This window comes from Ruegeria sp. BC3 (genome assembly GCF_056539265.1).
This window is the reverse complement of sequence record NZ_JBQFUP010000002.1, coordinates 99,839-119,154: the sequence shown is the minus strand read 5'-3', so window position 1 is coordinate 119,154 and position 19,316 is coordinate 99,839. Positions and strand designations below refer to the sequence as shown.

15 protein-coding genes are annotated in these 19,316 nt (G+C 57.5%); 7 read left to right on the top strand and 8 right to left on the bottom strand.

The window, feature by feature from the left end; translation table 11 throughout:
- Positions 1–12: 12 nt before the first annotated feature.
- Entirely contained in the window at positions 13–1,176 is a 1,164-nt protein-coding gene (locus ACR0MV_RS06065) for a hypothetical protein (protein ID WP_480701359.1), read from the top strand.
- On the opposite strand, the gene ACR0MV_RS06060 is transcribed toward ACR0MV_RS06065, so the two are convergent.
- The gene (locus ACR0MV_RS06060) at positions 1,166–4,804 is read right to left on the bottom strand and encodes a flavoprotein (RefSeq protein WP_480701358.1); all 3,639 of its coding nucleotides are present in this window, start codon (positions 4,802–4,804) and stop codon (positions 1,166–1,168) included. The two genes, ACR0MV_RS06065 and ACR0MV_RS06060, sit on opposite strands and share 11 nt — an antisense overlap.
- A 413-nt stretch (positions 4,805–5,217) precedes the next feature.
- On the opposite strand from ACR0MV_RS06060, the gene ACR0MV_RS06055 reads away from it, so the two are divergent.
- Entirely contained in the window at positions 5,218–6,324 is a 1,107-nt protein-coding gene (locus ACR0MV_RS06055; protein ID WP_480701356.1) for a saccharopine dehydrogenase family protein, read from the top strand.
- Between the two features lie 18 nt (positions 6,325–6,342).
- The gene (amaB, locus tag ACR0MV_RS06050; protein WP_480701354.1) at positions 6,343–7,839 is read left to right on the top strand and encodes an L-piperidine-6-carboxylate dehydrogenase; all 1,497 of its coding nucleotides are present in this window, start codon (positions 6,343–6,345) and stop codon (positions 7,837–7,839) included.
- 24 nt (positions 7,840–7,863) lie between these two features.
- Here amaB and ACR0MV_RS06045 read toward each other — a convergent pair whose 3' ends face one another.
- Positions 7,864–9,441, bottom strand: coding sequence for a DUF5928 domain-containing protein (locus ACR0MV_RS06045; RefSeq protein WP_170428654.1), 1,578 nt, complete (start codon positions 9,439–9,441; stop codon positions 7,864–7,866).
- A 144-nt stretch (positions 9,442–9,585) separates the two neighbouring features.
- Between ACR0MV_RS06045 and ACR0MV_RS06040 the strand changes: the two genes are divergently transcribed.
- Positions 9,586–10,404, top strand: a complete 819-nt coding sequence (locus ACR0MV_RS06040; protein ID WP_480701352.1) for a sulfotransferase family protein — start codon at positions 9,586–9,588, stop codon at positions 10,402–10,404.
- Between the two features lie 369 nt (positions 10,405–10,773).
- Here ACR0MV_RS06040 and ACR0MV_RS06035 read toward each other — a convergent pair whose 3' ends face one another.
- Complete coding sequence (locus tag ACR0MV_RS06035) at positions 10,774–11,025, bottom strand: NUDIX domain-containing protein (RefSeq protein WP_480701350.1); 252 nt, start codon at positions 11,023–11,025, stop codon at positions 10,774–10,776.
- A 103-nt stretch (positions 11,026–11,128) separates the two neighbouring features.
- Positions 11,129–12,961, bottom strand: a complete 1,833-nt coding sequence (ilvD, locus tag ACR0MV_RS06030) for a dihydroxy-acid dehydratase (protein ID WP_170428644.1) — start codon at positions 12,959–12,961, stop codon at positions 11,129–11,131.
- 106 nt (positions 12,962–13,067) lie between these two features.
- On the opposite strand from ilvD, the gene ACR0MV_RS06025 reads away from it, so the two are divergent.
- Positions 13,068–13,631: a helix-turn-helix domain-containing protein gene (locus ACR0MV_RS06025; RefSeq protein WP_170428641.1), complete on the top strand. Its 564-nt coding sequence runs from the start codon at positions 13,068–13,070 to the stop codon at positions 13,629–13,631.
- A 76-nt stretch (positions 13,632–13,707) separates the two neighbouring features.
- Here the strand turns inward: ACR0MV_RS06025 and ACR0MV_RS06020 are convergent, their stop codons facing one another.
- Together ACR0MV_RS06020 and ACR0MV_RS06015 are read right to left on the bottom strand one after the other, a co-directional pair.
- Positions 13,708–14,166 carry a type 2 periplasmic-binding domain-containing protein gene (locus ACR0MV_RS06020; protein WP_170428638.1) on the bottom strand — a complete coding sequence of 153 codons (459 nt, stop codon included), beginning with the start codon at positions 14,164–14,166 and terminating at the stop codon, positions 13,708–13,710.
- A gap of 255 nt (positions 14,167–14,421) precedes the next feature.
- Positions 14,422–14,784 carry a LysM peptidoglycan-binding domain-containing protein gene (locus tag ACR0MV_RS06015; RefSeq protein WP_170428635.1) on the bottom strand — a complete coding sequence of 121 codons (363 nt, stop codon included), beginning with the start codon at positions 14,782–14,784 and terminating at the stop codon, positions 14,422–14,424.
- A 233-nt stretch (positions 14,785–15,017) separates the two neighbouring features.
- Between ACR0MV_RS06015 and sseA the strand changes: the two genes are divergently transcribed.
- Positions 15,018–15,872 (top strand): 3-mercaptopyruvate sulfurtransferase, encoded by an 855-nt coding sequence (sseA, locus tag ACR0MV_RS06010; RefSeq protein ID WP_480701348.1) that lies wholly within the window; start codon positions 15,018–15,020, stop codon positions 15,870–15,872.
- Positions 15,872–17,056 carry an amino acid aminotransferase gene (locus ACR0MV_RS06005; RefSeq protein WP_480701346.1) on the top strand — a complete coding sequence of 395 codons (1,185 nt, stop codon included), beginning with the start codon at positions 15,872–15,874 and terminating at the stop codon, positions 17,054–17,056. Before sseA ends, ACR0MV_RS06005 begins: the two co-directional genes overlap by 1 nt.
- Before the next feature lie 79 nt (positions 17,057–17,135).
- Here ACR0MV_RS06005 and ACR0MV_RS06000 read toward each other — a convergent pair whose 3' ends face one another.
- Positions 17,136–17,825 carry an aspartate/glutamate racemase family protein gene (locus ACR0MV_RS06000; protein ID WP_170428625.1) on the bottom strand — a complete coding sequence of 230 codons (690 nt, stop codon included), beginning with the start codon at positions 17,823–17,825 and terminating at the stop codon, positions 17,136–17,138.
- A 145-nt stretch (positions 17,826–17,970) separates the two neighbouring features.
- The gene (locus ACR0MV_RS05995) at positions 17,971–19,296 is read right to left on the bottom strand and encodes an ammonium transporter (protein WP_170428622.1); all 1,326 of its coding nucleotides are present in this window, start codon (positions 19,294–19,296) and stop codon (positions 17,971–17,973) included.
- Positions 19,297–19,316: the final 20 nt, after the last annotated feature.

The following is a 19,316-nucleotide window of genomic DNA, read 5'->3' as shown; positions in this document are numbered from 1 at the left end:
GGCGAGGGCTGAATGAGTATCGAAAAGAAAGTCTGGTTGATCTCTGGTGCCATCACGCTGGGTCTGGCCCTTCTGCTGATCAAGCTATGGATCGACTTGAACCATTTCGAGGAAGACCCTACGCAGCTGCCGGATCAGGCGTCGGTCGACACATACCTGAATGACCTCCCAAGCCTGCCGGAGCATCAGGTCAGAACGGGTATTTTCATCAAGTCCTTTAGTTTCACCGGGGCCAGCGACGTCCACATCAGCGGCTATATCTGGCAGCACTACGAGGACGGGGTACACGACGCCATCAAACCGGCCGAGGGCGATGTTGGGTTCATCCTGCCCGAAGCCGCAGATGCCGCGAATGGTCTGATCGAAGAGGCCTATCGGATCGACCAGAGTGGATCTGAACTGATCGGTTGGTACTTTGAACAGACCCTGCGCCAGACCTTTGACTACACCAGCTATCCCTTTGACCACAAAACCGTCTGGGTCCGCTTCTGGCCGAGCAGATTTGACAAGAATGTGGCTCTAATCCCCGACCTTTCCGCTTATCCAGCCACGGGGCCGGACGATATCTTTGGCATCGACAATCGGATCGTGATGGGCACGTGGGAGCGTGAGAATACCTATTTCGACTATCGACTATCCGATCTGGATACGACGCTTGGAATCGGTGAGAATGAATATCAGACCAACCTGCCCGAGTTGCACTACAACTTCGTCATCAAGCGAAACTTTGCGAATGCCTTCATCGTCCACATGATTCCGCTGATCGTGGTGACGATGTTGCTGTTCGGGGCCGTCATGATCGTCACCCGCCGCCCCGAACTGGTTGAGCGGCACGATTTCAGCACATCCAGCGTCATCGGTACGTGTTCGGTCCTGTTTTTTGTGATCCTTCTGGCGCATGTACAACTGCGTGAGGGCTTCGCTGGATCACCGGTGATCTATATGGAGTCGTTCTTTTTCCTGATGTACTTCCTGCTGTTGGCAGTTTCAGTGAACACCTATCTGTTCGCCTCCGAGGCGGTGCCGTCCTTGTGGTTCATCCACTACAAGGACAACCTGATCCCCAAGGCTTCGTTCTGGCCGTTTGTCCTTTTGTGCATGGTGATCATCACGGCCTACAACCTCAGCCTCAAGGACGGCCCTGAGGATGAGGTTATTGTTCAGGTCAGGCACTAGGCGGCTGGAAGCCCGGTTTTGGCGTCCCTGTGGCCATGTCCAAAGTGTATTCCGCGACAATTCCGGACGTTCCTGCCTCCCATTGGTCCAGATACTTGGTGGGGTGCGCGATCACATAGGCATAGGCGGGCTTTTTCACGCCGTCGATCAGAACGTTGATCCGCTTGCGGACATAGACATTCTCGGGCGATCCGGGCCCGTGGTAACCTTCGAGCTGGTCCAGTTCTTTCAACCCAGAGGATGTCACCCGATACACCTCACCACGGATCGGTTTGCCGCGTCCTTTCTGGTCGACCAACGTGGCCATCCGGTGCAGGAAACCGCAGTTCGGATTGTCACAATGCGGCTCGTGCGGGACGATCAGGGGCATGCGTTGCCGGGTCACGGCCTCACCCACAAAATCGTCCAAAACCTCGGCATGGGCCTCGTGGTTGGGAAAGCCCTTCTTCAATGAGCCGTAAGTGAAATAGAGGTAGGTGCGTTCCCGATCATCGACCAGTTCGTCTTCGTCCTCTTCTTCGATCTCGGTCAGGGTGTGGGTGTTGGCCCAGTCACTCAGCATCCCGAGCACGTCGTCCGAGATGTTTGCCTCCCGGACATCCATTGCGTTCTTGGGGTTTTGCAAAAAGTGAATGCAGCCGCTCGCATCAATGCCTTCCGCGCCCAGCAGGGTTTTCACCATCTCGACCGAGTTGTTCATCACCGCCACATGCAGGCTGGTAAATCCATGGTCGTTGGTCGCATTTACGTTGATACCGCGGTTTATCAGTTCCTGCGCGGCCTCCAGGTCGGGTTTTCCAAGACCCTTCCCGTTCTCGTGCAACTCACCTTCGCCGCCCGCCGCATAGTGCAGCAGCGTGTCGCCATTGTGGTCGTCAACGATGTCGATCCCGGCCATGCCCTTGTCGACAGCGTCGAACACGCGGCGCCACTGCGCAAAGTCGTCAGATGCGGCGGCCTCCTGCGCCCATTTGCAGATGTTGTGTTCCTGGTCCGCCAGTTCTTCGAACGCTTCGTCAAGCACTTCCATGATCTGGTCCGGGGTGGCCATCATGCCGATCCCCATCATGCCGTTTGACAACCGCCCCTTGCGGGGGCCGACCAGATCGACGCCCAGATCGCGCAGTTTTTCGACGTTCCGCTGGGTTGTGACGTTGTTCCACATATTGGTGTTGCACGCGGGGCAAAGGATGGCGGGCTTGTTCCTGTACTGCCACGCGACAAAGACCGAGGTCAGCAGGTTATCGGCGATTCCGTTGGCGATCTTGCCCATCGTGTTGCACGTCACAGGGGCCACGATCACGCAATCGGCCCAGTCACACAGCGCAAGATGCGAGGCGCGCAGAGGCATTCCGAACTTGGTGTAACGAAAGTTCCATTCGTCGTCATCGCGGTAATAGTCGTTGTGCGAGATGTAGTCCTCGACCTTTTCGGGCTCATACCCCCTTTCAATCTCGACACCCTTTTCGATCTCGATATCGCGAAAGAACTTCTCGGCTGAAACGGAAGGGATGAGCTTTACGTTGTGGCCCGCTGCGGTGATCTTTTTGACCAGTTGCGGTACCTTGTCGGCTGCAGAAGATCCACAGGCACACAGCAGCACATTACGCTTTTCGCTGGGCGGTTCAGTCAGTCCACCTTTGGGGTAGCCAAAGATATTGTTGTCCAGACTGGGGGACTGATGACGCAGCAGGACCGGCAGTCCGGCTTCGAATACCCGTTTCTGAAAATGGCCTTTGAGTATGCTGTCCACGATGTCGTTTCGGCGACCCAGACACTCACCTTGGAAAAACAGATAAGGGACGGTTTCCTTGCCTGTCATCGCGGTGAGTTGTCGCCGCATCTTCATGACATTGGCACCATGCCCTTCGACGTCGATCAGCTTGATCGTCGTGATGCCGATATTGGCAAGGATACTGCGCAGCATGTAAGACCACGGATCTTCGTCGGCATAGAACAAAACAATCGCGTTGTTCTTGACGATGGTGGCCACGTCGCTGGGGTCTTCGGGTGGCTCGCGCTCTTCGATCACCAAAAGCGCCGGGTCCTTCAGGTCGCGCAAGCCACGAAAGATGTTTTCCCGTGGTGCTTGCCAGACCTGTGAGGTTGCCGGGCTCATGTCCACCACAGTCACAAGATCAGTCTCTTCGTCATAGGCGATGCACAAGCACCAGAATTCTTCCAGCAGGGCTGTTTCGCGGTACACGTTTGCTGGTGGACGGATGACTTCGAACCCAAGCACGCGGTTGAAATCGATGTTGATCATCAAGTGCCGGTCGTGCGCCTTGTTCAACCCGCGCAACCGGTCGCAGAACCATTCCTCAGGGGTGCTATGATCCTCCACCGGGCGTTGGGCATAGCTGCGGAAGGCGCTGCCCAAATGCTCGATTTGTGACTGGGCAAGATAGCGCTGCGCCAAATCGTGCATTTCCTTGGCGGTCGATACCCGGCTGAGCTTATCGCTCAGATCGGTCTCTGTGGCGAACAGAAGCTTGTCTTCATCGACGATCTCATCCCCAAGAATGGCCAGACTTTCGGCCAAAACGCCCAGCGAATTCATGTTCGGGCTGGCACGCCGGAACAGGTTGCGCCGCTTCTTTGGATCTTTGGCTAGATAGCGGGTGCTGTCGACATAGTTGCAGTCTTGTTTCAGCGTTTGCAGATGCGTTTTCACAGCCTCGCGTGCCGAGAACCGCAGCATCCCGCGCGACCGCATCGAGGTCCCGTCGCGGTCGGACATCCCGGCCCATAACCGGTCGATTGTGGTGACCCACAGCTTGCCGTATTTTTCGGGGTGCACATCCATCATGTGCACCAACCCGGTGCTGCGATTGCATTTGGCGATGATCGCAAAGTGACCACCGGGCATGTTGTCCTTGCCGTGCGCAACGCCGACCTGAAAGTTCGCCACAAGGATGTCGTTGTCTCCGCCCAACCGGTTGGATTCGTCGATCGCCTCTGACAGCAGCTCGGCCGAGGTCGTGGCCTCATCCATGAAATAGGCCTGAACCTGGATCACGTCCCGCAGACCCTGGCTGTGGATAAAGGTGCAGGCGACGTCGTACAGCTCGCCTAGAGAGATGCCGTCATTCACGACAAACGACGTCGGCAAACCGCATTCGCGAAAGATGTCGTTGACTTCGTAGCTGAAGCCAAGCGCAGACATACTAAGAGCGGCAGCTGTCACGCTGCAGCAATTGATAGGCTGCTGATAGTTTTGCAGATGGACGCTGACCAGATCGCCAAAAAGCGTGTCGTAACAGGCGTCGCGGATATGTTTTGGGATCGCGGACCATTGATGTCTGGACAGATAGGCCAGCCTTGTGCCGGGCATTGCGTGCGCCTCGAGGCTGACGGGAATGTCGTAGATCTCAAGATGCTCTTCGTAGAAATAATCTCCGGTATCTGCGGTTGCCAGAACGTTGTCACCCTGCCGCAACTGGACCTCGCCGCCGAGCACGACAAACATGCCGAGCGAGGGCAGCGTTGTGTCTTCGGAAACTTCAAAATACTCGAATTTCGAATGAATGACTGATGGGTCCTGCGCGGGTAGAACCTCGTTTATCAGTTTCAGGTCATCTTGGTTTGGTTCGAATGATGTTGAGCTTTCAATTGGATCTTTTGGCACGCCTTGTCCCCCCTGAACGTCGTCGCGATTAAAATCAGAAAACCCCAACGCTAGACCCTATAGTGTTGGATCAGCCCCTATTGGCCGGACGAAAAAGTGACCGGCCAGGCCATGTTTGGGCGCTGGGCGGGCCGACCGAACAGTTTGATATGTGCGAACAATACGGCCCAATTGAATGCACCGTATAATATTTGAATATAAAAATCACTGGGCTTGTTGATTTGTCAGGCGACGTTGCAACCGCGAGTTGGAAATGGCCTCGGCCACGGACAAAAAGCAGCGTTCCATCGATACATCAATATGTCAGATTTGCCGACATATTGACGGCAATACCTTCGGTTTCGTCAAGATTGCGCCTACGTTTCGAACAGGTGGGGCCTCATACTTTTTGCAAACGAAAGAGGAGGCGCGTTTTGAGCTGGAACATTTGTGTCATCGGAGCAGGAAAGATCGGTCAGATGATCGCAACCCTGCTGAAGTCATCGTCAAACTACTCGGTCACGGTGGCCGATCGTGATCTTGCCGCGTTATCAGCCCTGAACAAGCAGGGAGTTTCGACCCGCCAGATTGATGTGGAGGACGATACACAGCTGACCCAGGGGTTGATAGGCTTTGATGCCGTGATTTCGGCGGCCCCGTTTTTCCTGACGCCCAAGATTGCAAAGGCGGCGAAAACAGCTGGTGCGCATTACTTTGACCTGACCGAGGATGTGGCGGCCACCAATGCGGTGCGCGATCTGGCGAAAGACAGCGAAACCGCCTTTATGCCGCAATGTGGTCTGGCGCCCGGGTTTGTCGGGATCGCCGGAGCGTCTTTGGCCTCGGAATTCGACGAATTGGACAGCCTGCATATGCGGGTCGGGGCGCTGCCGCTTTATCCGACCAACGCGCTGAAATACAATCTGACTTGGTCCACCGATGGCCTGATCAACGAATACTGTAACCCCTGCGATGCCATCGTGAATGGCGAACGCGTCAAGACCGCCCCGCTGGAAGACTACGAACTGCTGGGTCATGATGGGGTGGAGTATGAATGCTTCAACACCTCCGGCGGTTTGGGAACTTTGCCAGAAACCTTGGACGGCAAGGCAAGGGCGGTGTCTTACCGCTCGATCCGCTACCCGGGCCATTGCGAAATCCTGAAACTGTTGCTGCATGATCTGGGGTTGGAACGTCGCCGCGATCTGCTGAAAGACATCTTTGAAACCGCGCTGCCGCGCACCGATCAGGATGTGGTGCTGGTCTATTGCACCGCAAAGGGCATGATCGATGGCGCGCTGCGCGAGAAATCCCTGATCAACAAAAGCTTTGCCCGCACCATTAACGGACAGGTCTGGAGCGCCATTCAGGTGACAACAGCTGCGGGCGTTCTGGGCGTCGTCGATCTGATGCGAATCGGCGTGCTGCCCGCAAAAGGCTTTGTCCGGCAAGAGCAGGTGAAGCTTGCCGATTTCCTCAACACCGAATTTGGCCGGCTCTATCGGGCTGGCGACGTAACCGAACAGAACAAGGCGGCCTGAGATATGAAAGACATCGTGATGACAGCCCAAAACACATTGGCAAATCTGGACCTGACCGAGGCCGACCTGACCGGCGGTACGCTCAAGGTTACATCGCCCATCGACGGCAGCGTATTGGCTGAGGTGCACGAGACACCGGTGTCCGAGATGGACGCGGTGTTCGCCCGTGCAAAAGCAGCGTTCAAAGCGTGGCGCGTGGTGCCTGCCCCGCAGCGCGGCGAGTTGATCCGCCTTCTGGGCGAGGAACTCCGCGCCGCCAAGGACGATCTGGGGGCGCTGGTCAGCTGGGAGGCTGGCAAGATCACCTCCGAAGGTCTGGGCGAAGTGCAAGAGATGATCGACATCTGTGACTTTGCCGTGGGTCTTTCGCGGCAGCTTTACGGACTGACCATCGCGTCCGAGCGCCCCGGCCATCGGATGATGGAGACATGGCATCCTGCGGGTCCCGTCGGCGTGATCTCGGCCTTCAACTTCCCGGTCGCGGTTTGGTCATGGAATGCGGCTTTGGCGTTGGTTTGCGGTGATCCAGTGATCTGGAAACCGTCCGAGAAAACGCCGCTGACCGCGATGGCCTGCCAAAAGATCTTTGAACGCGCTTTGGCCCGGTTTGGTGATGCGCCTGACGGGCTGCTGCAAACACTGATCGGTGGTGCCGCGCTGGGCGAAGCCTTGGTCGCCAGTGAAGAGGTTCCCGTAATCTCGGCCACCGGCTCGACCCGGATGGGCCGCGCGGTTGCACCCATCGTCGCGCAGCGCTTTGGCAAGTGTATTCTGGAACTCGGCGGCAACAACGCGATGATCGTTGGCCCCTCGGCGGATCTGGAAATGGCTGTCCGAGCGATTGTGTTCTCGGCCGTTGGTACGGCTGGCCAGCGCTGCACCACATTGCGCCGCCTGATCGTGCACAACTCGATCCGCGAGGAACTGGTTGGTCGCTTGAAAAAGGCTTATGCTGGTTTGCCCATCGGCAACCCGATGGCTGAAGGAACGCTGGTTGGCCCACTGGTGGATGAAGCCTCGGGCGCGGCCATGACCGCAGCGCTAGAGGCCGCCAAGGCCGAAGGCGGCACTGTATTTGGCGGCAAGCGTGTGACAGAAGGCGTTCCGGCAGGTGTCTATATGGAGCCCGCGATTGTCGAAATGCCGGGCCAGACAGCAGTGGTGAAAACCGAAACCTTCGCGCCGATCCTCTATGTCATGGGCTATGAAAATTTTGATGACGCAATCGATCTGCAGAATGACGTACCGCAAGGTCTGTCGTCCTGCGTGTTTACCTTGAACATGCGCGAGGCGGAACAATTCCTGACGGCAGCTGGTTCGGATTGCGGGATCGCAAACGTCAACATCGGCCCCTCGGGTGCGGAAATCGGCGGTGCCTTTGGGGGCGAGAAAGAAACAGGCGGCGGGCGCGAAAGCGGCTCGGACGCTTGGAAAGCCTATATGCGGCGGCAGACCAACACGGTGAACTACTCGGCCGAACTGCCACTGGCCCAAGGCGTAAAGTTCGACATCTGAACTGGTCCCGCCGGAGCGGCGGGATCAATCTGCAAACAGGTAATCAAGGCGCATGATGGCGTGCGCCTTGTCCTTTGAAACCCCCAGAAACTCGATAATTGCGGCTTCGTTTTCAGTTCGCGAGTTACTCTCTCTCAGGCGGACATAGCCGTCGAACTCGGCCTCTCGGATCAGTTCGGATTCGTGCGCCAGTGAGTTTCGCAGCGCTGGGACAAGCCGGGCTACGGCGTCCCGCGGGCTGCTTTCTCCGGCCAGACCCACGCGGCGGGCGTGACCGATCAGATAGTCATCGGAATACGCACACTCGATATCCAAAACATGGCTGCGAGCTTGCACCGCGCAGAAATCCTGAATGATGTCTAGATCTGCAGGGTCCACGCAAAAGACCAGCCTGTTCGAGTCGAAGCTTTCGAACAGCATCCGGACCACCGCGCGCCTGTGGCGTGTTCGCTTGGCCAGCGTAGTTTCAATCCCGCCCAGGTCGGGCAGGGCAGTGTCTTCTTCGTTGAACAGATATTCGACGCAGGGGATATTCGTCTCCGAGACAATCTGATCCACCAGCCGCTTGGCCACGTGCCATTTCTTGCACACGACCAGAAACACTTCGCGCTCAGGACCCAGTGTATTGCCCGCTTCCCAAAACCGTTGAGCATACCGCCGCCCGACCCGGCCGCGCCCGGTCAAAAAGCCGTAAAGATTGCGCCCTTCGTTCGAGATGTGAAAAGTCTCGCCTTCGGCGGCGTAAAGATCGCCCAGCCTGTCTTTCAGCTCATGGGCTTCGGGGCTGATCTTGCGGGCGAACAGATAGTCTTGTCCCAGTAGCAGATCGTAGTGATCGTTGTAGAACGTCACCGGCATCCCATAGTCCGAGAACATTAGGAAAGTCGGGGTGCGGTTTTCGATCTCGGTCTTGGGGATCAGGTGGCGCACCAGTGTCTGAAAAAAGGTCTCGTCCGGAATCCAGGTGGTCGAGAAGAACCGTTTCACGTCCGGGCGCTTTTTTAGAAAATCCAGGATCATCTCAATCGTACGGCGACGCAGGCACCACCATTGGCTGCCGATCATGACCTGAATGTCCGACGGAATTTCGCGCGTCAGACCGAACCTTTTTTGCAGGTTGTAAGACCCATAAAACAACTTGGCCTGAGTGCGTTCATTGAAATAGTGCCGATAGATCAGCCGATCCTCGACCATGCCGGTCTTGATCCAGTTGCTTTCCAGGAAGTCATGGCTTTCGATGAAATCGTGGTCGCGATGATCCAGAAACTCGTGGATGTACTCAGCCGATTTGATTGGCATGCAATCCCCGGACACCATGTAGAAATGGGTGGCGCGAGGAAAGGCATCAACGGCCGCCTCTACGGCGTTCAGCGTGGCCTGAACCAGAGACCACGCGCCCCAGCCGCATTTGATGCGTTTGGCGGCAAAGGTGACATTTGGATTGTTTTTCAAGGCCTCACGAATGCGCGCATAGGCCGCCGAGCTCGCCCGCGCATCGAAATGGATGGCCATGCAATCCCCGGCTGCCGTCAACTGGTTGGCCTGCGCAATGATTGCGTCAGGGTCTTTGTGGCACAGCAATATATACGCAATCCTAGCCATTTTGGCCTATTGTTTTCCGTTTCTGCCCGTTTCCAACCGTGATACTGAGGATGAGCGATTGAATAAACAGAATATTTTTGGTTTTTTGGTGTCAAATGCTGGCATGTCGATTATGTGACCAGACCAGCAAAGGAGGCGCAGCGGATGGGTTTTCCCGGTACATGGATGACCGAGAGCGAAAGCATGGTTTACCGTGTTGTGCCTAAATGCGCGTGCTCGACCATTGGTCAGATCATGTACTACTCGGATCATGGGCGGTTCTTTGATGGCGACATTCACGACGCCAAAGACGGGATGCACAAATGGGCGTTCGGCCCCAGTCAGGCGCAGATTTCGGGCAATGTGCGGGATCACAAGTCCCTGGCCTTTACCTGTGTGCGCAATCCCTACACCCGGATTCTAAGTTCTTTTTTTGACAAGATCTGCGGCATCCAGCGCAACGGCAGACGGTATCGGGGCAATCTGGTCCCCACTTTGATCTACAACTACGGGATCGAGGTTGGTGGCGATGACGGCAAGGGAGAGTTCGATCAGATCGCCAGCTTTCGCCGTTTCCTGCTGTTTGCGCGCGACACGATCCGCTGGCGGCGTCCGATGGATCCCGACATTCACTGGTCGGCAATGTCCGGCCACGTTTCGACCTTCATTGTGAATGGCGGGCGTTACGATCAGATTTTCTGGACCGAGAAATTCAATGACGGCATGCAGACTGTGCTGGACGCATTGCAGACGCCCCACGCGGTGAACCTTGCCGAGATTCCGCGTTTCAATGAATCCGAAGGACACGGACCGAAACGTGCCCATCCGGTCGAGGACTACTTCGACGATCTTTCGATGCATCTTGTCTACGAAATCTACAAACAGGATTTCGAACTGTTCAAATATGATTTCGAAAATCCGGCTAACAAAATGCCGATTGGTGAAATCGACCTCGACGAAGTCCACGCCAAGCTCGGCGATTAACCCTTCAACAGGCAGTCAGTGGCTCCCGCCCATCGTCAATGTCTCTGACGAGACATCTCCTCTGGTTGGGCCCGGCGCCGCGCATTGCGCGGCGCCGGGCCCAAGGCCGAACGTGGCAGCGGCGCAGCCGATGGCGCGGATCGGGCGCGGGAGGGTCCCCTTTGTGCTTCAGTCCGAGATCAGGAGTTGCTTGAGACCGTTGGGAAAAAGCTGCGGTCCGTCGCTCGTATCCAACGTATGGATGTCTCGCCAATGGGCCGTGCAGACGATCCCGTTGTCTTCGCGAAAGGTGATGGGCGCATCGGGCAATTCCGCCGAATGTGCAAGGGTTACGTCTACTGCGAAAATGATCTCATGACCCGGCGCGCCTTAGTGGGTGTAGATATTTTCGAGCACGAGCGGCGCGCCTGAGATTTCGATTTCTATACCAAGTTCTTCGAGAAATTCGCGTTTTAGCGCGCCTTGCCAAGTCTCGCCAAACTCGACGCTTCCGCCCAGCGGGCGCACACCTTTCAAAATATTGGAATCATCGTGAACATCGGCCACGAGCAGTCGGTGCCCTTGCCAAAGCAGGCCGATGGCTTTGACGCGGATCCCGTTATGTGGGCGCCAGATTGTCATTTTATATCACCAAAACAGCCGCTCGAACGAAACAAGGCCTCGCTATTGCATATAGCGAGGCCTTTGAACCTATGTCAGGTTTCACAGCTTGGAAACTGCTGTATCAGAGCTGGCGCACAGCCCCTTTGGCCGCGCTGGTCGTCAGCTTGGCGTAGGCCTTGAGCGCGGTGGACACCTTGCGCTTCCGTGGTGCTACTGGCACCCAACCCTTTTCGTCCTGCTCTTCCCGGCGCGCGGCCAGTTCTTCATCGGAAACGGCCAGATGGATGGTCCGGTTGGGGATGTCGATCTCGATCTTGTCGCCATTTTTGACCAGTCCGATTTCGCCACCCTCGGCAGCCTCAGGAGAGACGTGGCCGATCGACAGGCCCGAGGTCCCGCCCGAGAATCGGCCGTCAGTCAGCAGGGCGCAGGCTTTGCCCAGACCTTTGGATTTCAGATACGAGGTCGGGTATAGCATTTCCTGCATCCCCGGACCGCCACGCGGGCCTTCGTAGCGGATCACCACCACGTCGCCTTCCTTGACCTTGCCCGTCAGGATGTCGTTGACCGCCTGATCCTGGCTTTCGCACACATAGGCCGAGCCGGTGAACTTCAGGATGTTCTCATCCACACCGGCCGTTTTGACGATGCAGCCGTCGCGCGCGATGTTCCCGAACAGAACCGCCAGACCACCGTCCTGGCTAAAGGCGTGTTCCTTGGACCGGATCACGCCGCCCTCGCGATCAGTGTCCAGATCCTTGTACCGGTTGGACTGGCTGAAGGCCTGCGTCGTGCGCACGCCGCCTGGGGCTGCCTTGAACAACTCTTGCGCGGCGGGGTTATTGGCGACTTTGATGTCCCAGTTAGCAATCGCCTCACCCATCGTGGCCGAGTGAACGGTGTTGCAGTGTTCGTGCAGCAGTCCAGCGCGGCTGAGCTCACCGAGGATCGAGAAGATGCCACCGGCGCGGTGGACGTCCTCCATATGTACATTCTCGGTATTGGGCGCGACCTTACACAGGCACGGCACCTTGCGGCTGAGGCGGTCCATGTCGGACATGGTGAAATGCACCTCACCCTCGTGCGCGATGGCCAGCAGGTGCAAAACAGTGTTGGTGGACCCACCCATGGCAATATCCAGGCTCATTGCGTTCTCAAACGCATCGAACGTGGCGATCTCGCGCGGCAGGAAGCCTTTTTCGTCCAGATCGTAGTGGCGCTTGGTGATCTCGACGATACGACGACCGGCTTCAAGGAACAGGTTCTTACGGTCAGCATGCGTGGCGAGCGTTGAGCCGTTGCCCGGTAGCGCCAGACCCAATGCCTCGGCCAGACAGTTCATCGAGTTCGCGGTGAACATGCCCGAGCACGACCCGCAGGTCGGACAGGCGTTTTCCTCAATGTGTTTGACTTGCTCGTCGGTGTATTTATCATCCGCTGCAGCAACCATCGCATCGACCAGATCGACTTTTTTCACGTCCAGATCAGCGATGTCGATTTTACCGGCCTCCATCGGGCCGCCCGAGACAAAGATCGCTGGGATGTTCAGGCGCATGGCGGCCATCAGCATACCCGGAGTGATCTTGTCACAGTTCGAGATACAGACCATCGCGTCCGCACAGTGGGCGTTGACCATATACTCGACCGAATCCGCGATGACCTCGCGCGAGGGCAGCGAATACAGCATTCCGTCATGGCCCATGGCGATGCCGTCATCTACCGCGATTGTGTTGAATTCTTTCGCAACACCACCTGCGGCTTCGACCTCGCGCGCAACCATCTGGCCCAGGTCTTTCAGGTGGACGTGGCCGGGGACGAATTGGGTGAACGAGTTGACGATGGCGATGATCGGCTTGCCGAAATCATCATCTTGCATACCGGTGGCGCGCCACAGGCCACGCGCACCGGCCATGTTACGGCCATGGGTAGAGGTTCTGGATCGGTACATTGGCATGATGCTGTTTCCCTTTTTCCCCGGTTGCGATATTCGGGATGTGTACGTTATAGCGCACGTACCACATGTGCGCTATAACGCACAAGACGATTCGAGAGATTACAAGATGGCACCGGACGAAATTACGCTGAAACTACGCGATGTGCGCGCGGCCGCAGGGCTGAGCCTGTCCAAAGTAGCTGAGATGACTGGTGTCAGCAAAGCGATGCTGGGCCAGATCGAGCGGGGCGAATCGAGCCCGACCATCGCGACCCTGTGGAAAATTGCAAAAGGGTTTCAGTTGCCGCTAAGCGCCTTGATCGGGTCCGACACCCTCCGCGATACCGCCGCCCCCGACGTATTCCGCACCGTGACCTTTCCCGGCAGCATCGAGGTCAAGATCGTGTTTCCTTTCGATCCCGCCCTGCGCGCCGAAACGTTCCACGTGGACCTTGCCCCGAACCAGAGCCATGAGTCGCCCCCTCACGCGACGGGAGTGACCGAAGAGGTGTTTGTTCTGCACGGATCGCTTGAAATTCTGCGCGACGGTGAATGGGTACCGTTGGCGGCCGGGCAGGGCCTGCGATTTGCCGCCGACCTGCCACATGGTTACCGCGCAGGGGCCCAGGGGGCCGCATTCTTGAACATGCACCACTATGCGCCACCCAGTGATTCATCTCCGACGGGGTGAACAAAAAGACCAGGCCGATTTGGGCCTGATCCATTGAAGAAAGACGGCCCGCAGGTGCGCTGTCAGATTGGCTCGCTTAGTTCGAAGCAGCCAGATTCTGAGCGCTGCACTCGGTCAGCGAGCTAGAGACGATATCGTACCATTCACCCGACTTTCGTATCTCGTTCAGGCCGTTGTTCAGCATCAAGATGTATTGCAGCCCGAAAGGGTTCGACTTGTGAGCCAACAAGCGGATGGTGGACAGGTGGGTGAAGTTTTCATTCTGAACCACCGAGTTTTCGAGGTCCAGGCTTGCAATGACGCCATTGGCTTGCTGAATCGCCGTCCCTGTCGCGTCAGCGGTACCGTTCATAACGGCTTCGATGCACTCTTCTGTGGTTCGGGGCTGGACCAGAGTGATCTTGGGGTGGACCAGACCAGTTTCTTCCAGATCGTTGGTGAAGAGCCCTTCCTTCCGACAGACGATCACGCCTTCCAGCCCTTCGATCGAAGTGGCAGTTGCGTATTTGCTGTCCGGCAAAGTGAAGTATCCCACAACGGACTCGTAAACGGGCTATGAAGCGTAAAACCCGTTGCAGCGATACAGGCTGTCTTCACCCATAGCGTCCGGGTTCTTGGTGCAATCCGGCACAACCCAGGCAACAGCAATGTCATAAGCGCCAGCTGGCAGCAGCGCGTACGGGTGCGAGTTGAAGTCGTTGACCCAACCTTAATTGAATTCGCGTCGGTTTCCGGCGCGATGCAGAGCCGTCGTCGTCAAACGCATCAAAAAACCACCGCCGGACAGGCCTTAACCGGTACAGGGTGCCCAATCGTTGCCCGCCAGCAGCCGGATTGGCGGTTCATAATCATTTCTGGGGGTGATTTTGGCTGCTTTCTCTTCTTCGCGCTGAACAATGTCGTCGAACTGCGGGGACGCATTCAAACGACCATCTGCGCAAGGCAGGTTGAGAACGATACCAGGCGCCAGGTTGTTTGGGTTACCGGCAATAACGTTGCGGTTCGCGTTGAATATGATCTGGTAGTCCCGTGATCCATAGGCCGTTTCCGAGATTCCGGCCAGCGTATCGCCTGCCTTGACCGTGTAAGACTCGCACGCGATCTGAGCCGAAGCTGCAATTGGCGGGACCAGCGCGGCAAAGCCCAGAGCCATAAGACCCAGCTTGGTTCCAGTGATGTTCGTATTGTTCTCCTGTTGAGTGAGTTCTGTTCAGCAGGCCTTCGGGGCTTTTCTCGGAACACCTTGATTGCGTCGCACTTTTCGCGTGCGCTTCCATTTGCTGTACCAAAGCCGCACGTATCTGCGGGTTACATTGGCCCATCCAGCCTTGAACCCGCATGCGCGCGCGTATAGGGACAAACCAAGCGCGTTTAGGGGAGGCTTTGATGCAGGACGATCCGAAAACCCTCGTTTCTACCGAATGGCTTGCCGCCCATCTGAAAGATCCAGACCTGCGGGTGCTGGACGGGTCGTGGTATTTGCCGCAGCAACGGCGCGACGCCAAGGCTGAATATGACGCCGCCCACATCCCCGGTGCGCGATTCTTTGATATCGACGAGATTTCGGACCACCGCTCGGACCTGCCGCATATGGCGCCTCCGGTCGAGAAGTTCATGTCGCGCCTGCGGGCGATGGGCGTGGGCGATGGCCATCAGGTCGTGGTCTATGACGGGGCGGGTCTGATGTCAGCGGCGCGGGTCTGGTGGTTGTTCCGCCTGATGGGGCAGGAAAACATCGCCGTTCTGGATGGTGGTCTTCCAAAATGGCAAGCCGAGGGGCGCGAGATTGAAGATCTGCCGCCGGTGATCCGCGACCGCCACATGACCGTTCGGGTTCAAAACCACCTGGTCCGTGATGTGACGCAAGTCTCAGCCGCAGCAAAGCTGGCCGATCACGAAATCATCGACGCGCGCCCGGCCGACCGTTTTGCAGGAACCGGGACCGAGCCGCGCGAAGGTCTGCGTTCGGGTCACATTCCGGGATCTCGCAACGTGCCTTTCGGAAACCTGCTGAACGCAAACGGCACGATGAAGACGCCCGAAGAGTGCCGCTCCGTGTTCGAGGCTGCTGGCGTCGACTTGTCCAAACCGGCCATCACGTCATGCGGGTCGGGTGTAACTGCCGCGATCCTCAGCCTGGCGCTCGAGCGCTTGGGCAAGAAAGATCATTCGCTTTATGACGGCTCCTGGGCTGAATGGGGTGCTTTCCCGACCCTGCCCGTCGCAACCGGAGAGAACTGATGTTCGAGAACCTCAAACCGCAGCCCGCCGACAAGATTCTGGCGCTAATGCAAGCGTACCGCGAAGACCCGCGCGATCAGAAGATCGATCTGGGCGTGGGCGTCTACAAGAATGCCGAGGGCGTGACCCCCGTTATGCGTGCCGTGAAAGCGGCCGAAAAGCGTATTCTGGAAGAACAGGAATCCAAGGCCTATACCGGGCTGGCTGGCGACCCGGCCTATGCTGACGCGATGATCGGCCTGATCCTTGGCACCTCTGTACCGCGCGCCAACATCGCCGCTGTCGCGACTCCGGGCGGCACTGGTGCGTGTCGGCAAGCGTTCGAGATGATCCGCATGGCTAACCCTTCGGCCCGCGTCTTCGTGTCGAACCCGACCTGGCCGAACCACCTGTCGATCCTGAGCTATCTGGGGATGGAGACCGTCCAGTACCGTTATTTCGACGGTGAAACCCGCGGTGTTGATTTCGATGGAATGATCGAAGACCTGAAAACCGCCAAGGCGGGCGATGTCGTGCTGCTGCATGGATGCTGCCACAACCCGACCGGCGCGAACCTGAACATGGTGCAATGGCAAGAGGTCGTGAACCTGATCAACGCGCAGGGCCTCGTGGCGATGATCGACATTGCCTATCAGGGCTTTGGCGACGGTCTGGAAGAAGACGCGCAGGCGACCCGCCTTGTGGCCTCGTCCGTCAAGCGCTGCTTGATCGCGGCGTCTTGTTCGAAGAATTTCGGCGTCTATCGCGAGCGTACCGGTTTGCTGATGGCGATCAGTGACGATGCCGCGCAAACGGCTCTGAATCAGGCGACTTTGGCGTTTCTGAATCGCCAGAACTATTCTTTCCCGCCCGATCACGGTGCCCGCGTGGTGACCACGATCCTGAACGACGACGCCCTGCGCGCCGATTGGAAAGCTGAACTGGAAGAGATTCGCCTGTCCATGCTGGGCCTGCGTCAGCAACTGGCCGACGAACTGCAACGCCTCAGCGGGTCTGACCGCTTTGGTTTCGTCGCCCAACACCGTGGCATGTTCTCGCGTCTGGGCGCAGCCCCGGAACTGGTCGAGAAGCTGCGCGCCGATCACGGTATCTATATGGTCGGTGACAGCCGATTGAACATCGCGGGCCTGAACGCCAACACGGTGCCGATTCTGGCCAAGGCGATTGTCGATGTGGGCGTCTGACGCGCTTTGAAATTCTATTCAGAAAGGCCGCGGTTCACTCGCGGCCTTTTCTTTTTCGGCTCCTAGGCGGTGACGAAAGCTAAGACAAAGCCATTTCCAAAGCCGTTCTGCAGTGGATTTGGGTCGTGTCAAACACCGGACAAGGCACATTGTCCGCGTTCAACAACATTCCGACTTCGGTGCAGCCAAGGATCAGGCAATCCGCGCCCGCATCGACCAAGCGCTGGGCGATCTCGACATATGCCTCTTGGCTTTTGGGTGTCACGACATCCTTGCACAGCTCATCATAGATGATCCGGTGGGTCGTGTTCTGATCCGCCTCTGACGGCAGGATCGGTGTTAAACCCGCAGCGCGAAGGCGATCGGTGTAAAAGCTCTGCTGCATCGTAAATGCGGTTGCCATCAAGCCCGGCGACTTTAGGCCAGCCGCGCGGATTGCCTCTGCTGTGGCGTCTGCGATGTGCAGCAGCAGGATGGATACTCCGTCCATCATCTGTTCGGCCAGTTTGTGCATTGTGTTGGTCGCGAGAACGAGGATATCTGCACCACCGCTCTCAAGCGCTTTGGCTTCTCGGTTCAGAATCTCACCGGCCTCGGACCATTCGCCTTTGACTTGCAGGGCTTCGATCTCGGCAAAATCCAGCGAGCGGATCAGGAGTTCGGGTGAGTGAAGCCCACCAAGACGCTGCCGGGTCAGGTCACAAAGTTCGCGATAATAGATTTGTGTCGATGCGGCTGACATCCCGCCGAGAATACCAATGGTTTTCATGGGGCCCTCCGAAACTGTGCGGTTCCCGATATGGGATGGCTTGCGGCGACTGCCGGGTCAAGAATTGGGATTGTATCGGGAACAATCGGGCAAACAAAAGAAGCCGGGCGCGAACGCCCGGCCTTTCGAGTGGTTAACTCAGGTTTTAGCCCTTCGAGAACTCAGGGTAGGCTTCCATACCCAGCTCGCCCATATCCAGGCCGTTGATCTCTTCTTCCTCGCCAACCCGCAGGCCAACAGTCGCCTTGAGGATCGAGAAGAGGATGAAGCTGACCACGAAGACGAAGATACCGATGGCAGCGAAGCCGATGATCTGGGTCACAAAGTTCGCGTCACCGTTGGTCCATGCCACGATGAAGGTACCCCAGAAGCCTGCGATCAGGTGAACCGGGATTGCACCGACAACGTCGTCGATTTTCATGCGGTCCAGCATCGGGACGGTGAAGACAACAATCACACCACCCACGGCACCAATGATCAGCGCCTGGAACAGCGACGGAGCCAGAGGTTCAGCAGTGATCGATACCAGACCGGCCAGTGCACCGTTCAGCACCATGGTCAGGTCGACTTTGCCGTACATCACCTGTGTCAGGATCAGCGCAGCAACGGCACCGGCAGCAGCAGCCATGTTGGTGTTGGCGAAGATGCGGCTGACGTCGGCAACGTCACCGATGGTGCCCATAGCCAGCTGCGAACCGCCGTTAAAGCCGAACCAACCCAGCCACAGGATGAATGTACCCAAGGTCGCAAGCGCCAGGTTCGAACCGGGGATCGGAACCACTTTGCCGTCTTTGTTGTACTTGCCGATACGCGGACCCAGCACGATGGCACCGGCCAACGCTGCGAAACCACCTGCGGCGTGTACCAGGGTCGAGCCTGCGAAGTCGCTGAAGCCCATCTCGGACAGCCAGCCGCCACCCCACTGCCAGGACGCCTCGATCGGGTAGATGATGCCGGTCAGGACGATCACGAAGATGAAGAAGGGCCACAGTTTGATACGCTCGGCCACGGTGCCAGAAACGATCGACGCGGTTGTGGCGCAGAACATCAGCTGGAAGAAGAAGTCCGAACCGACAGAGGCATAGGACAGGTCGGTTTCAACGCCTGCAAGGCCAACCGGTTCAAGCGACGTGGGTGCGATAGCGCCCAGAACGCCGGGGATCATCCAGCCGTCGCCGGGGTACATCAGGTTGAAGCCAACCAGCCAGTACATGATGGCCGCAAAGGAAAACAGGCCCATGTTCTTGACCAGCTGCATGGCAACGTTCTTTGAACGGACCAAGCCAGCCTCGAGCATTGCAAAGCCCGCAGCCATCCAAAACACCAGAAAGCCGCCCATCAGGAACAGCAGGGTGGTCAGGATATATTGCGTGTGCTGCGCGGTTTCGCCGGCGGCGGCCTCTTGCGCAAGGCCCATCTGCGGCAGTGCGACAAGCGCAGCGGCAGGGATGAGAGATTTCATCAGGTTCATGTGACTTCCTCGAATATGTG